Here is a 14,448-nt window from a genome sequence, read left to right as displayed (position 1 = left end):
GTCTGGCCGGGCTCGGCGCCGAACGCCTCGACGCGGCCGCCGTCCCCGCGCCGCTGCTGGCGCTGGCGGCGGGCCGTGCCCTCGCGGCGGGGCGCACGATCGGACCCGACCAGCCGCTCTACCTGCGCTCGCCGGACGTGACCCTGCCGCACACCCCCAAGCGGGTGAACGCATGAGCATGCGATCTGCCACGGCGGACGACCTGGCCGCGATCATGGCGATCGAGCGGGCCTGCTTCCCGACCGACGCATGGTCGGAGGCGATGATGGCCGCCGAGCTCGCCTCGCCGCACACCGCCTACACGGTCGTCGAAGAGGGCGGCCGGGTGATCGGGTACGGCGGAGTGCGCGCGGTCGCCGGCGCGGGCGACGCCGACATCCAGACCATCGCGCTGGATGCCGCCGTCCGCGGCCGCGGGCGCGGGCGGGACCTGCTGGCGAACCTGCTCGGGCATGCGCTGGTCGCGGGCGCCGGCACCGTTTTCCTCGAGGTGCGGGCGGACAACCCGGTCGCGCAGAGCCTCTACCGCAGCGAGGGCTTCATCGAGACGGGCCGCCGGCCGCGGTACTACCAGCCCGACGACGTCGACGCCGTCATCATGCGACTCGACCTGACCGGTTGGGCGTCCGCAATTCAGGCAGAACCGCGCGAACGCGACGCGCACGCGGCCGTCGGCGACGATCTGCCTGAGTTACGCGCACGGGGGAGCGCGAGACCCCCGGCCGGGCGGGGGTGGTGCTGATGGTCGAGCCGCTGGTGCTGGGCATCGAGAGCAGCTGCGACGAGACCGGGATCGGGATCGTCCGCGGCCGCACGCTGCTGAGCAACACGATCGCCAGCTCCATGGACGAGCACGCCCGCTACGGCGGGGTCGTGCCCGAGGTCGCCGCCCGTGCGCATCTCGAGGCGCTGCAGCCGGCGATCGAGGCGGCCCTGGCCGAATCCGGTGTGGGCCTGCACGAGCTGGATGCCGTCGCCGTCACCAGCGGCCCGGGTCTGGCCGGCGCCCTCATGGTCGGCGTCGGCGCCGCGAAGGCCCTGGCGGTCGGACTCGCCACGCCGCTGTACGCCGTGAACCACCTCGTCGGTCACATCGCGGCCGACATCCTGGACGCCGACGCCGGACCTCTCGAGTACCCCACCGTCGCCCTGCTCGTCTCGGGCGGCCACACCTCGCTGCTGCTCGTGCGCGACCTCACCACCGATGTCGAGCTGCTGGGCGAGACCGTCGACGACGCTGCCGGCGAGGCGTTCGACAAGGTGGCGCGCCTGCTCGGCCTGCCCTATCCGGGCGGTCCCGAGATCGACCGCGCGGCGGCGGCCGGCGACCCGGCCGCGATCCGGTTCCCCCGCGGGCTCTCCCGCGCCTCCGACCTGGCCGAGCACCGCTACGACTTCTCGTTCTCGGGGCTGAAGACCGCCGTCGCCCGCTACCTGGAGCAGACGCCCGGCGCATCGGTGCCCGACGTCGCCGCATCCTTCCGGGAAGCCGTCGTCGACGTGCTGGTGACCAAGGCGCTCGACGCCTGCGCGAGGTTCGGGGTGCCCCGTCTCCTCCTCGGCGGGGGCGTCATCGCCAACCGCCGGCTGCGCGATGTCACGCTCGAGCGGGCCGCGGCGGCCGGCGTCACGGTGCGCATCCCGCCGCTGCGGCTGTGCACCGACAACGGCGCGATGATCGCCGCGCTCGCCGCCGAGCTGATCATGTCCGGCCGCCCGCCCTCGACGCTCGCCTTCGGCGCGGACTCGACGCTCCCGGTGACCGAGATCCAGGTCGCGCCGATGGATGCCGGGGTGCCGGCGTGAGCGATCCCCGGGCCGAGCCGGCGCAGCCGGAGCCGGCCGCATCCGCCCCGCGGCTGGAGCCGCCCTCGCCCGAAGTGGCGCTCCCGGCCGCCGCGACGGTGCTGCCCGGCGAGCACCGGGGCGGGTTCACCACGCCGCCGACCGCGCCGATCGACATGGCGGCGCTCGAGGCGCACGCCTGGGAACCGGATGCCGGGGCCCCCGCCGCCGTCGCCGAGCCGGCCGTGCCGTGGCGACCCGGGGTGTACGCGCTCGTGTTCGCGATCTCCGGGCTGGCGGCCTCGATCGTGGTCGGCTGGGCGTTCCCGCTCGGCGTCATCGGCGTGGTGCTGGGTGTGGTCGCGGCCCGTCGCCGGGATCAGCGCTCGTCGGGGATCTGGGCGATCGTGCTGGCCGCGGCATCGCTCGTCTACAGCGCCGGCTGGCTCGTCTACGCGCTCACCCGCTGACCGTCCTCCGCTCAGCGAGACCGCATCCACCCGCCGAGACCGTGGGGTGCACCCACCGTCTCGGCGCCCGGATGCGGTCTCGCGGCCCTGAGGGTGACGCTCACACCCGGTCGGCGAGGATCGCCCGCCGGCCGGCGGGGGTCCGCGTGAGCAGCAGCGTGGCCGCGTCGGGACCCGCGGGCTTCAGCTTCGTGCGCAGGACCGCGGGGTCCACGTCCACCCCGCGCTTCTTGATCTCGAGCCGCCCGATCCCGCGCTCCCGCAGCGCCCTGCCCAGCGATCTCACGTCGAAGGGCAGCTCCTCGCGCACCCGGAACGACTGCACGAACGGGCTGGTCAGCGCCGCGTCCGAGGTCAGGTAGGCGATGCCTGGCGCCAGCATCCCGGCATCCAACGCCCGGGCGACGTCGCCGATCAGGCGGGCCCGGATGACGGCGCCGTCGGGCTCGTGCACGAACGCGCCGAGAGGGCGCACGGGGACGTCTGCGGCGTCGCCGGCCGCGGTGAGCTCGTGCGCGGTGCCGCCCCGGATCACCAGCGCCGCTCGCCGGACACCGGGCCGCGCCAGCGCCCCGGACCACAGCACGAGCTCGATCGTCGAGCCGTCCACGCCGATCCACTGCGCCTCGCAGTCGGCGGGGATCTCGTCGCGGTCGAACCCGGGCCCGAGCTTCACGCCGGCGGGCAGACGCCGGGCGAGGTCGAACACCCAGTCCAGCGCGGGCGTGTAGTCGGATGCGGCGACCCGCCGCGTCTCGGTGTGCCCCGCCGTGCGGCGCGCGGGATCGAGCCACACCGCGTCGACGTCGTCGAGGTCGACGTCCTCGGCGCGCGCGTGCCGCACCTCGGCGCCGAACGGGGCGAGATTGTAGGCGGCGAGCGCGGCCGTGACCTCGTCGGCGTCCACCGCCACGACATCCAGCCCGATCCCCGCGAGGCCGAGCGCGTCGCCGCCGATGCCGCACCCGAGATCGGCGACGCGGGCGGTGCCGGCGGCCCGGAACCGCCCGGCGTGCAGGGCGGCGACCTCGAGTCGCGTCGCCTGCTCCAGCCCCGCCCTGGTGAACAGCATCCGTCCGGCGAAATCGCCGAACTTCGCCGTCGCGCGGGTGCGCAGGCGGGCCTGTCCGACCACCGCGGTCACGAGGTCAGCGGAGTGCCCCGCCCGGCGCAGCGTCGTCACGGCGCGGGCGACATCCCCGGTGGAGGCGAGCTCGCCGATCTCGTCGAGCAGTCGCAGCCCATCGGGGGTGAGCAGGACGCGCAGCTCGTCGATCGTCATCGCACCAGGGTATGCGGGGCGACGCCCCCGGGGATCGCGTTATGTGACGCACTCTGGCACTCGCGTTGCAAGAGTGCCAGCGGGACCCTAGACTGGCGTTAGCACTCTCGGCGTGAGGGTGCTAACCAGTCTTTCGTGAAGTCACAAGGAAGAGGTACACCGTGTCGGTTTCCATCAAGCCGCTCGAGGACCGCATCGTCATCAAGCAGGTCGAGGCCGAGCAGACCACCGCGAGTGGTCTGGTCATCCCCGACACCGCCAAGGAGAAGCCCCAGGAGGGCGAGGTCGTGGCGGTCGGCCCCGGCCGCATCGACGACAACGGCAACCGCGTTCCGCTCGACGTCGCCGTCGGCGACCGTGTGCTCTACAGCAAGTACGGCGGGACCGAGGTCAAGTTCGGCGCCGACGAGTACCTCGTGCTCTCGGCGCGTGACGTGCTCGCCGTCGTGGTGCGCTGAGGCTCACCCGACAGATCGCGAAGGGCGCGGATGCTGCGGCATCCGCGCCCTTCGCCGTCCCGCCTGTCGCGCAACGGTTTCGCTGCTCCCCGTCGCGGCGCTACACTGCGCTCACATCACCGGTGTCACGTCGAAAGGACGGGCGTCATGGCTGAGCCGGTTCCCCCCGCCGCAGGCCGCCGTCGTGGGCTGATCGTCGCTGTCGTGATCCTCGCCGCGCTGCTGCTGGTGGTCGCCACCTCGCTGGTGACTCTGCTGCTCACCGGGCGTCTCACCGGTACGGAGGCCGTCGCCACGCCCAGCGTCACAGCGAGCGCGACGCCCACCCCTACCGCGACCGCCACGGCCACGGCGACCGCCACGACCGTCGCCGAGAGCGACGACAGCGGCTCGTCCGGATCGGGTTCGTCGGGGGGATCATCGGGCTCCTCCGGCGGGTCGACGACATCCACCGGCAGCATCTCGTCCGCCGATGTCTTCGTCGAGGGCGACGACTCGTGCGCGACCTCCGTGAACGTGTCCCTCGTCGGCAGCTGGTCGGCGACCGGCACGACGCTGTGGTTCGGCGTGAACACCACCGACGCGAGCAGCGCACCGTATCAGCAGTGGTCGTTGACGAGCGCGACCGCGGGCACGGTCGACGGCTTCGTCTACGACTGCTCGCGCTCGTCCGAGAACTACACGTTCACCCTGCTGCGCACCGACGGCACGAAGACGAGCACCACCATCACCCTGCACAACTGCACCGGCCTCGAGGACCAGAGCCCGCGCCGCTCCTGCGCCGCCGAGTGACCCGCCCGCGGCATCCCGCCGCACCCGCCGCAGTCATCTGGCAGGAATCGCAGGCTTCTCGGCAGTCGAGCAGCGGGGATGCCGCGCCCGCGGCGCCGGCGTCGGCCTAGGCTGGCCGCGTGCCCTCCTCAGATGCCGCCGCGACCATGCGGGGCGGGGCGTTCGCGCTCGGCGCGTATCTGCTGTGGGGCGTGCTGCCGCTGTACTTCCTGATGCTGGAGCCGACCGGGCCGTGGGAGGTCGTCGCCTGGCGTGTGCTGCTCTCGCTCGTCTTCTGCGCAGCGCTGGTGACGGTGACGCGCGGCTGGCCGGCGCTGGTCGCGATCCTGCGCACTCCGCGACGGCTGTGGTGGACGGCGGTCGCCGGCGTCCTGGTGTACGTCAACTGGCAGGTCTTCGTGCTGGCCACCCTGACCGGTCACGTGATCGAGACCAGCCTCGGCTACTTCATCAACCCGATCGTGACGGTGCTGCTGGGCGTCCTCGTGCTGCGCGAGCGCCTGCGCGTCGCGCAGTGGATCGCGATCGGCGTGGCCGCTGTCGCCGTCGGCGTGATCGTCGTCGGCTACGGCGCGTTCCCCTGGATCGCCCTGGCCCTGGCGTTCTCCTTCGGGCTGTACGGGCTCGTCAAGAAGCACATCGGCCCGACGGTGGACGCCGTGAGCGGACTGACGCTGGAGACGATGTGGCTCACGCCCGTGGCGGCGGCACAGCTGGCCGTCGTCGCGACGACCGCGGGCCTGACGATGGGCACGGCGGGGGCCGGTCACGCGACGCTGCTGCTGCTGGCCGGCGTCGTCACCGCAGTGCCGCTGCTGCTGTTCGCCGCGGGCACGCGCCGTGTTCCGCTGAGTCTGATCGGATTGCTGCAGTTCGTCACGCCGATCATGCAGTTCATCACCGGGGCATGGCTGCTGGGCGAGCCGATGTCGTCGCAGCGATGGGCCGGGTTCGCGCTGGTGTGGATCGCGCTGGCGGTGCTCACGGCGGACTCGCTCGTCTCCGTCCGCCGCGGTCACCGTGCCGCGCGCGCGGAGTCTCCCTCGGACCTCGCCGACCTGACCTGAGCACGTCCGCGGCGGCCGGATCCGTCGCCGCCGGCACGCCTTTCCCGTCCTGTCGAGACCACGATCCAGAGGATTCATAACGATTCCGTCGCGATCGGCCAGCAGGAACGTGTACGACCCGCGCACACAACACCACGGAAACAATCCGCGGTTACCGTCCCGGCAATGCGGCCGGCACGGGTCGCTCGTCAAGAGTGAAAGGAACGAACCTCATGGTTCACGCGAAGAAGGCGTGGTTCGCCGCGGCCGGCCTGACCGCCGCGACGGCCCTCGCGCTGGTCGGGTGTTCGGGCAGCAGCTCGTCGACCGAGTCGTCCGCCGCCGCCGACTACACGTCGCAGGACTGCGCGGATGACGCCACCAGCGCAGACACCCTCAAAGTCGGCACGTTGTTGCCGGTCACCGGCTCACTCGCGTTCCTCGGTCCGCCCGAGATCGCGGGCGTGGGCCTGGCCGTCGACGACATCGTCGCCGCCGGCGACAGCGCCTGCACCTATTGGACCGACTCGGGCGACTCGAGCGACATGACGGTCTCGACCGCGTCGGCGGCCGACCTCATCTCGGCCGACGTCTCCACGGTGATCGGCGCCGCCTCGTCGTCGGTGACGCTCAACGTCGTCGACACGATCACCGCCGCCGACATCGTGATGGTCTCGCCGGCGAACACGTCGGCGGCGCTGTCCGGCTACTCCGACTTCTACTTCCGCACCGCGCCGCCGGACACGGTGCAGGGGTCGGCCCTCGGCCAGCTCATCACGAGCGACGGCAATGCGAACATCGCCTTCCTCGTGTTCAACGACACGTACGGGACGGGCCTGCGTGACGTCGTGGAGGAGACCGTCGAGGACGCCGGCGGCACCGTGACCTACGGCGCGACCGGTGCGGGCGAGGAGTTCCCGCCCGGACAGACCACGTTCTCGTCGGAGGTCACCGCGGCGATCGCGAGCGATCCCGACGCCATCGTGATCATCGCGTTCGACGAGACGAAGGCGATCATCCCCGAGCTGGTGGCGCAGGGCTGGGACATGTCCAAGACCTACTACACCGACGGCAACACCGCCGACTACTCGGAGGACTTCGAGGCCGGCACGCTCGAGGGCGCGCAGGGGACCATCCCCGGTGCGAACGCCTCGGACGACTTCAAGTCCCGCGCGTCGGCGTGGAGCGAGGCCGTCGAGGGCGCAGCGCTCTCCGACTACTCCTACTCGGCGGAGTCCTACGACGCGACCATCCTCACGGCGCTCGCGGCGCTCCAGGGCGGCGCGACCGACGGCGCCACCATCCAGGCCAACATGGCCTCGGTGTCGGGAGCGGACGGCGGAACCGAGTGCAACACCTACGCGGACTGCAAGGCGCTGATCGAAGCGGGCGAGACGATCCACTACGTGGGCGTCTCCAGCGTCGGCCCGTTCAACTCGCAGAACGACCCGTCGAGCGCCTTCATCGGCATCTACCAGTTCGACGGCGACAACAAGCCGGTGTGGCAGAGCGCGGTGGAGGGCGAGTCCTGATCCGCTGACGCACCGCAGGATGGCCCCCGGACCCCGTCCGGGGGCCATCCTCGTCCCCGCCCCACATACCCCGGGGGCGTCTCCCGTGCGCGCGGGGGCACGAGCGCACGGGATGCGGATGCGCGGCGGTCAGTGAGCGTCGGTCGCGAGGGTGCCGAGGTAGAGCTGGATGACCTTCGGGTCGTTCGCCAGTTCACGTCCGGTGCCCGTGTAGGCGTCCCGGCCCTGGTCGAGGACGTAGGCGCGGTCGCAGATCTGCAGGCAGCGTCGTGCGTTCTGCTCGACCATGATCACCGACACGCCGGCCTTGTTGATGCTGCGGGTGCGCAGGAACGTCTCGTCCTGCCGTACCGGGGAGAGCCCGGCGGAGGGCTCGTCGAGCAGCAGCACGGAGGGGTCCATCATCAACGCCCGCGCCATCGCGACGGACTGCCGCTCGCCGCCGGAGAGCGAGCCGGCACGCTGGTCGCGCCGCTCGGCGAGCATGGGGAAGATCTCGAAGATCCTGCCGAGCTGCTCCTTGAACTTCCGCGGCTTCTGGTAGATGCCCATCTGCAGGTTCTCGGAGATCGTCAGCGAGGGGAACACGTTGTTGGTCTGCGGCACGAAGCCGACGCCGGCCGCGACGAGCCGGTTGGGCTTCCACCCGGTGATGTCGGTGCCCTGCAACGTGACCGATCCGCCGCGGATCGACACCTGGCCGAAGACGGCCTTCAGGAACGTGGACTTGCCGGCGCCGTTGGGACCGATGATGCCGATGAGCTCGCCCGGGCGCGCCTCGATGTTCACGCCGTTGAGGATGTTGACTCCCGGCAGATAGCCGGCGTGCAGGTCCTTCGCGATGAGGACGGGCTCGCTCACGAGCGGTCTCCCTTCCCGAGCGCCTCGTCGACCCTCGTCTCGTCCGCGGCGTCCGCCTGCTCGGCCTCCGACTCCAGCTGCTCGATGACCGCGCTCGTCAGCAGCGCGTCGTCGCCGAGATCGGTGTCGTGGTGGGCGCCGAGGTAGGCGTCGATCACGGCGGGCTGGTTCATGACGTCGGCCGCGGGTCCTTCGGCTACCACTCTGCCCTGGGCCATCACGATCACCCAGTCGGAGATGTGGCGCACCATGTGCATGTCGTGCTCGACGAACAGCACGGTCATGCCGTCGTCGCGAAGCGCCTGGATATGGCCCAGCAGCGACTGGGTCAGCGCCGGGTTGACGCCCGCCATCGGCTCGTCGAGCATGATCATCTTCGGGTCGCTCATCAGCGCCCGTGCCATCTCGAGCAGCTTCTTCTGCCCGCCGGACAGGGAGCCGGCGAGGTCGTCCTTCTTCTCGTCCAGCGTGAACCGCCGCAGCAGGTCGTGCGCCTTCTCGGTGATCTCCTTCTCCCGCTTGCGCCACAGCGGCGGCACGAGCGCGATGGCCATGTTCTCGCCGGCCTGGTCGCGCGCGCCCAGCAGCATGTTGTCGATCACCGTCATGCGGGAGAGGGCCTTGGTCAGCTGGAAGGTGCGCACCATGCCCTTGCGCGCCACCTTCGACGCTGCGGTGTTGTCGAGCGTGGCCCCGTCGAAGGACCACCGTGCGGCCTTGCCGGCCGGCGGTCCCCCCAGCAGCCGCTTCGCGCTGCTGGGCCGGTCGAACCCGGTGATCAGGTTGAAGAACGTCGTCTTGCCCGCGCCGTTGGGCCCGATGAGGGCGGTGATCGCCCCGCGTTGGACCTCGACGTGCTCCACGTCGACCGCGGTCATGCCGCCGAAGCGGCGGATGATGTTGTCGACGACGAGGATCGGGTCGGGTTTGGCGGCGCCGGGGGTGTGCGGCACCGCGGCCAGCGCGCTGCGTGCATCGGCGGCGGCCGTCTGCTCAGACATTGAAGCTCAGCTCCTTCTTGTTGCCGAGGATGCCCTGCGGCCTGAAGATCACCAGCAGCATGAGCGCCACGCCCACCATGACCCAGGAGAACTGCTCGACCTGCTGCGACGACCAGAAGCCCGAGGGCACGACCATGCCGGTGACGCCCTGCACGAAGATGCGCACCGCGAAGAACAGGATCGAGCCCAGCACCGGACCGAAGATCGTCGCCGCGCCGCCGAGGAGGAGGGCCGTCCACAGGAAGAACGTCGTGGAACGGCCGAGCCCGTCGGGCTGGACGGAGGACGGGAGCACGTAGATGATGCCGGCGACCGCGCCGAGGCATCCGCCCAGCAGGAGCGCCTGCATCTTGAAGGCGTAGGCGCTCTTGCCGAGGCTGCGGACGGCATCCTCGTCCTCGCGGATCCCCTTGAGGACGCGACCCCAGGGGCTGCGCATGAGCAGCCAGGTGAGCACGACGAAGACGGCGACCAGCGCCCAGCCGACCAGGCGGATCCACCAGCCGTTGACGCCCACGTTGTCGTAGGTGAACCAGAGGATCGTCGTCTGCCCGTCCTGCAGGAACGACAGCGCGTTGAACGCGTCACGGTATTCGGCGCCGGCCAGGCCGTTGGAGCCGCCGGTGATCGCGTTCATGACGGACGAGCGACCGACCATGCGGACGATCTCCGCCGCGGAGATCGTGACGATGGCGAGGTAGTCGCCCCGCAGTTTCAGCGTCGGGATGCCCAGGACCATGCTGAACAGGATCACCACGATCAGCGAGATCAGCACCGCGGGCCAGAAGCCGAGCCCGGCGATCACGGACACGGCGAACCCATATGCGCCCAGCAGCATGAATCCGGCCTGGCCCATGTTCAGCAGGCCGGTGTAGCCGAAGTGGATGTTGAGCCCGAGTGCGGCGATCGCGAACGCGGCCGTCGAGGGCGCGATGGCGATCGACGCCATCTGGGCGAGCAGTCCCACCAGGTCCATCAGCCGATCCGCTCCTTCCGGCCGAACAGGCCCTGAGGTCGAACGAGCAGCAGCAGGATCAACAGCAGCAGCGCGGTGGCGTACTTGAAGTCGCCGGGCAGCCAGATGTTGGTCAGCTCCACCGTCATCCCGATGATCAGCGCGCCGACGAGGGCGCCGAAGGCCGTGCCGAGACCGCCGAGGGTGACGGCGGAGAACAGCAGGAGCAGCAGCTGCATCCCGGTCATCCAGTTGATGCCGTTGAGCACCAGCCCCAGCAGGATGCCGGCGAGCCCGGCCAGCGCGGTCGCGGCCGTCCAGATCAGGCGGATGACGCCGTCGACGTTGATGCCCGACGCCGCAGCCAACGCCGGGTTGTCGCTCACGGCGCGCGTGGCTCGTCCGATGCGGGTCTTGATGAGGAACAGCCCCACGCCGATCAGGGTGACCGCGGCGATGCCCATCGCGACGAGCGAGTCGAAGCTCAGCGAGATCGGGCCGATCTGCACCGGGACGGGGTTGGCCGTGACGATGCGTACGGTCGAGGCGCCGATGAAGAACTGGAACACGTACTGCAGGGCGAGCGACATCCCGATCGTCACGATCATCAGCTGGGTGAGACTGAGCCGTCTCCGCCGCAGCGGCCGCCAGATGGCGGCATCCTGGGTGTAGCCGAACACGGCGCACAGGACGACCACGATCAGGCCGGCGACCCAGAGGTTCAGCCCCAGCACGTTCGCGAACACGTAGGCGAGCAGACCGCCGAGGGTGACCAGCTCGCCGTGCGCGAAGTTCGAGATGCCCGTCGTGCCGTAGATCAGGGACAGCCCGACGGAGGCGAGGGCCAGCAGCAGGCCCAGCCGCAGTCCGGATGCCGCCTGCTGCGCCAGCCGCGCCCAGTCGAACCCGGTCGCGCTGCTCGAGCCGGAGTCCTCGTCGGCCCCGGATGCGGTGTCCACGAGCGAGAACAGCACGGCGGTGTTGGCGCCGAGCGCCACGGCGCGCGTCTGCGGATCCGTGCTCTTGAGCGTGACGCCGTCGGGGAGCGTGTCGGCGTCCACGGCCACCTGGTAGTCGCCCGCCACGGTCACGGCGATGCTCCACTTGCCGTCGGCGTCGGTCGTGGCGCTGTATTCGGCCCCGTCCGGGCCGGTCGCGGTGACGACGACACCGTCGCCGGCGTCGCGCAGGGTGCCGTTGAGGCAGCCGACCGTGGCGGAGGCGACGCAGGTCTCGGTCTGCGTCTCGGCGTCGGGCGCCGTGGTCGCGGTGTCCGACGCGCTCGACGGATCCGTGGTCTCGGCGTGAGCGGCGGCGGGGTGCAGCAGCAGCACGACGGTCAGCGCCGCGAAGGCGCACAGGACCCAGAGTGCGGATCGTCTTGCGTTCGCAGTGGTGACTGCCACGGAACCTCCAGTCGGCACGCGCACCGAGGGCGTTGTCCATCGACGTTGACCGATGACGGTACGAGCGTTGTGTGACGGACGTGTTTCCAACGCGACACAACGGTGCACCGTTGCGGAATCGTCATGGTCCAGGGCCGGCGGCACGGGAACAAACGCGCAGGTGCCGCCGCTTACAATCGTGAGTGTCGGGAAGATCCTCTCCCGCGCACCCGTCGTCTCGCCGTGGCGCCTGTCTGCGCCGGCGGGGGAGGAGAGCCCATGGACAGCAACGACCCGTTCGGCTTCGTCGGACTCACCTACGACGACGTGCTGCTGCTGCCCGGACACACCGACGTCATCCCCAGCGAGGCCGACACCTCGTCGCGCGTGACCCGCCGCATCACGGTGGCGACGCCGCTGCTGTCGGCGGCGATGGACACGGTCACGGAGGCGCGGCTGGCGATCGCCGTGGCGCGCGAGGGCGGCATCGGCATCATCCACCGCAACCTCTCCATCGCCGACCAGGCGGCCATGGTCGACCGCGTCAAGCGCAGCGAGTCCGGCATGATCACCGACCCGGTGACCACGACCCCCGACGCCACGATCGACGAGGTCGACGCGCTCTGCGCCCAGTACCGCATCTCCGGCCTTCCCGTCGTCGGCGAGGACGGGCGCCTCGTCGGCATCATCACCAACCGCGACATGCGGTTCGTCTCCGGCTTCGAGCGTCAGGCGACCCTCGTGGGGGACGTCATGACCAGCGACGGGCTCGTCACCGGGCACGTGGGCATCGGGGCGAACGAGGTCATCGCCCTGTTCGCGCAGCACCGCGTCGAGAAGCTGCCGCTCATCGACGACGAGGGACGGCTCGCCGGCCTGATCACGATCAAGGACTTCGACAAGAGCGAGAAGTACCCGCTGGCCACCAAGGACGACCACGGGCGGCTGCGCGTGGGCGCCGCGATCGGGTTCTTCGGCGACGCATGGGAGCGGGCCGAGGCGTTGCGCGACGCGGGCGTCGACATCATCGTGGTCGACACCGCGAACGGCCACTCGGCCGGCGAGATCGACATCATCCGGCGGCTGAAGGCCGACAGCTCGTTCGAGCACATCGACATCGTCGGCGGCAACGTCGCGACGCGGGAGGGCGCGCAGGCGCTGATCGACGCGGGTGTGGACGCCGTCAAGGTCGGCGTCGGGCCGGGCTCGATCTGCACGACCCGCATCATCGCCGGGGTCGGCGTGCCGCAGGTGACCGCGATCTACGAGGCCTCGCTCGCCGCGCGGGAGGCCGGCATCCCGGTGATCGCCGACGGCGGCCTGCAGTACTCGGGCGACATCGCCAAGGCGCTCGTCGCCGGCGCCGACTCGGTCATGCTCGGCTCGCTCCTGGCGGGCACCGACGAGTCGCCGGGCGAGGTCGTGTTCCAGGGCGGCAAGCAGTTCAAGCTGTATCGCGGCATGGGGTCGCTCGGTGCCATGCAGACCCGCGGCAAGCAGACCTCGTACTCGAAGGACCGCTACTTCCAGGCCGACGTGCCCAGTGACGACAAGCTCATCCCGGAGGGCATCGAGGGCCAGGTCGCGTATCGCGGCCCGGTGTCGGCGGTGGCGTACCAGCTGATCGGGGGCCTGCGGCAGTCGATGTTCTACGTCGGGGCCCGCACGATCGACGAGCTCAAGGCCAAGGGCAAGTTCGTGCGGATCACCCCCGCCGGCCTCAAGGAGTCGCACCCGCACGACGTGCAGATCGTCGTCGAGGCGCCGAACTACAAGCACTGACGTCACGGCCGCGGCATTCGCGCCCGGCCGCCGGCACGTCGGCGTCGCAGAATCACGCGAACGTCGCAGGATTCCGCCCGAATCCTGCGACATCGGCGCGATTCTGTGACTCTCGCGAGAGCGGCATCCTCTCCTCCCCAGGCGTGGATGCCGCTTCTCACTGCACAGAGGACGGATCCCCGGACCGCCCGCCCTCGCCGGCCGGGCACACTGCTGGAATGCGACGCACGGCACCGGAGTTCGGCGAGTGGCTGCTCGCGCACGACGGGATCCGCCACCGCCACGACGCGCTGTGCGCAGGGTTCGCTCCATCGCTCCTGCGCGAGCTCGTGGCGTCGGGGCGCGTGGCGGCGATCCGGCGGATGTGGCTGGCGCTTCCCTCCGCCGCTCCGGACCTCGTGGCGGCGGCGCGGGCCGGTGCCCGGATCTCCTGCGTGACGCTGGCGCGCCGCCGCGGGTGGTGGATGCCGGACGATGCCGCCGGCGGCATCCACCTGCACCTGCTGCCCGGCTCGCGATCGCCGGCGGACGACACATGCGTCCGCCACTGGAGTCTCCCGATCGCGCCCGCGGCACCGACGGCGCTCGTCGGAACCGTCGAAGACGCGCTCGCGCACGTCGCGCTCTGTCTGCCGCACGACCTGGCGCTGGTCGTCTGGGAGTCCGCGTCGAGGACGGAAGGACTGGCGGCCGACTACCTCTGTCGTGTCCGTTGGACGAGTCTCGCCGCCCGCCGGCTCGCCGCCGAGGTCCTCGGTCTGTCGGATTCGGGCCTGGAGACCCTGCTCGTCATCCCGCTGCGCCGATGGGGTCTGCGTGTGCGTCAGCAGGTCGTCCTCATCGGACGCCCCGTCGACCTGCTGATCGGCGAGAGGCTGGTGGTGCAGATCGACGGGTGGGAGTTCCACTCGTCGAGCGCGCAGCGGGCGAAGGACATCGCGCACGACGCCGAGCTGCGCCTGCGCGGATACACCGTGCTGCGGTTCAGCTATGCGCAGGTGGTGCACGATCGCGCCGGCGTCGAGGCGGTCATCCGGCGGGCGGTCGCCGCGGGCCTGCACCGCGCCGCCTGACCCGCGTCACGCCCCGCCCGTCCGCT

14 protein-coding genes are annotated in these 14,448 nt (G+C 71.0%); 9 read left to right on the top strand and 5 right to left on the bottom strand.

The window, feature by feature from the left end; genetic code table 11:
• The first annotated feature begins 172 nt into the window (after positions 1-172).
• The 3 genes from rimI to QM626_RS10745 are packed head-to-tail and all read left to right on the top strand — an operon-like array spanning position 173 to position 2,255.
• On the top strand, positions 173-742 hold the full coding sequence (gene rimI / locus QM626_RS10755; protein ID WP_415076843.1) for a ribosomal protein S18-alanine N-acetyltransferase: 570 nt from the start codon (positions 173-175) through the stop codon (positions 740-742).
• Entirely contained in the window at positions 742-1,806 is a 1,065-nt protein-coding gene (gene tsaD / locus QM626_RS10750; RefSeq protein ID WP_415076841.1) for a tRNA (adenosine(37)-N6)-threonylcarbamoyltransferase complex transferase subunit TsaD, read from the top strand. Before rimI ends, tsaD begins: the two co-directional genes overlap by 1 nt.
• The gene (locus QM626_RS10745; RefSeq protein WP_415076840.1) at positions 1,803-2,255 is read left to right on the top strand and encodes a hypothetical protein; all 453 of its coding nucleotides are present in this window, start codon (positions 1,803-1,805) and stop codon (positions 2,253-2,255) included. Before tsaD ends, QM626_RS10745 begins: the two co-directional genes overlap by 4 nt.
• A gap of 100 nt (positions 2,256-2,355) precedes the next feature.
• Here QM626_RS10745 and QM626_RS10740 read toward each other — a convergent pair whose 3' ends face one another.
• Complete coding sequence (locus QM626_RS10740) at positions 2,356-3,537, bottom strand: THUMP-like domain-containing protein (protein ID WP_415076839.1); 1,182 nt, start codon at positions 3,535-3,537, stop codon at positions 2,356-2,358.
• A 161-nt stretch (positions 3,538-3,698) separates the two neighbouring features.
• Between QM626_RS10740 and groES the strand changes: the two genes are divergently transcribed.
• From groES to QM626_RS10720, 4 genes are all read left to right on the top strand, one after another.
• Entirely contained in the window at positions 3,699-3,995 is a 297-nt protein-coding gene (gene groES, locus QM626_RS10735; RefSeq protein WP_039394204.1) for a co-chaperone GroES, read from the top strand.
• 147 nt (positions 3,996-4,142) lie between these two features.
• Positions 4,143-4,787: a hypothetical protein gene (locus QM626_RS10730; protein ID WP_415076836.1), complete on the top strand. Its 645-nt coding sequence runs from the start codon at positions 4,143-4,145 to the stop codon at positions 4,785-4,787.
• A gap of 146 nt (positions 4,788-4,933) precedes the next feature.
• On the top strand, positions 4,934-5,854 hold the full coding sequence (gene rarD, locus QM626_RS10725; protein WP_415076845.1) for an EamA family transporter RarD: 921 nt from the start codon (positions 4,934-4,936) through the stop codon (positions 5,852-5,854).
• Between the two features lie 212 nt (positions 5,855-6,066).
• Complete coding sequence (locus tag QM626_RS10720; RefSeq protein ID WP_415076834.1) at positions 6,067-7,365, top strand: ABC transporter substrate-binding protein; 1,299 nt, start codon at positions 6,067-6,069, stop codon at positions 7,363-7,365.
• Positions 7,366-7,494: 129 nt separating this feature from the next.
• Here the strand turns inward: QM626_RS10720 and QM626_RS10715 are convergent, their stop codons facing one another.
• The 4 genes from QM626_RS10715 to QM626_RS10700 are packed head-to-tail and all read right to left on the bottom strand — an operon-like array spanning position 7,495 to position 11,588.
• Positions 7,495-8,226: an ABC transporter ATP-binding protein gene (locus QM626_RS10715; protein ID WP_415076832.1), complete on the bottom strand. Its 732-nt coding sequence runs from the start codon at positions 8,224-8,226 to the stop codon at positions 7,495-7,497.
• Positions 8,223-9,227, bottom strand: coding sequence for an ABC transporter ATP-binding protein (locus QM626_RS10710; RefSeq protein ID WP_415076830.1), 1,005 nt, complete (start codon positions 9,225-9,227; stop codon positions 8,223-8,225). The genes QM626_RS10715 and QM626_RS10710 overlap by 4 nt, the downstream gene beginning before the upstream one ends.
• Entirely contained in the window at positions 9,220-10,203 is a 984-nt protein-coding gene (locus QM626_RS10705) for a branched-chain amino acid ABC transporter permease (RefSeq protein WP_415076828.1), read from the bottom strand. The genes QM626_RS10710 and QM626_RS10705 overlap by 8 nt, the downstream gene beginning before the upstream one ends.
• Positions 10,203-11,588, bottom strand: a complete 1,386-nt coding sequence (locus QM626_RS10700; protein ID WP_415076826.1) for a branched-chain amino acid ABC transporter permease — start codon at positions 11,586-11,588, stop codon at positions 10,203-10,205. The genes QM626_RS10705 and QM626_RS10700 overlap by 1 nt, the downstream gene beginning before the upstream one ends.
• A gap of 258 nt (positions 11,589-11,846) precedes the next feature.
• Here QM626_RS10700 and guaB point away from each other — a divergent pair, with 258 nt between their 5' ends.
• Together guaB and QM626_RS10690 are read left to right on the top strand one after the other, a co-directional pair.
• Complete coding sequence (gene guaB, locus QM626_RS10695; RefSeq protein ID WP_415076824.1) at positions 11,847-13,349, top strand: IMP dehydrogenase; 1,503 nt, start codon at positions 11,847-11,849, stop codon at positions 13,347-13,349.
• Between the two features lie 218 nt (positions 13,350-13,567).
• Complete coding sequence (locus QM626_RS10690) at positions 13,568-14,422, top strand: endonuclease domain-containing protein (protein WP_415076822.1); 855 nt, start codon at positions 13,568-13,570, stop codon at positions 14,420-14,422.
• The last annotated feature ends 26 nt before the right edge of the window (positions 14,423-14,448 follow it).

The organism is Microbacterium sp., assembly GCF_047606385.1.
Classification (GTDB): Bacteria; Actinomycetota; Actinomycetes; order Actinomycetales; family Microbacteriaceae; genus Microbacterium.
The sequence above is the reverse complement of the archived record's forward strand: the minus strand, read 5'-3'. Positions and strand labels throughout refer to the sequence as shown.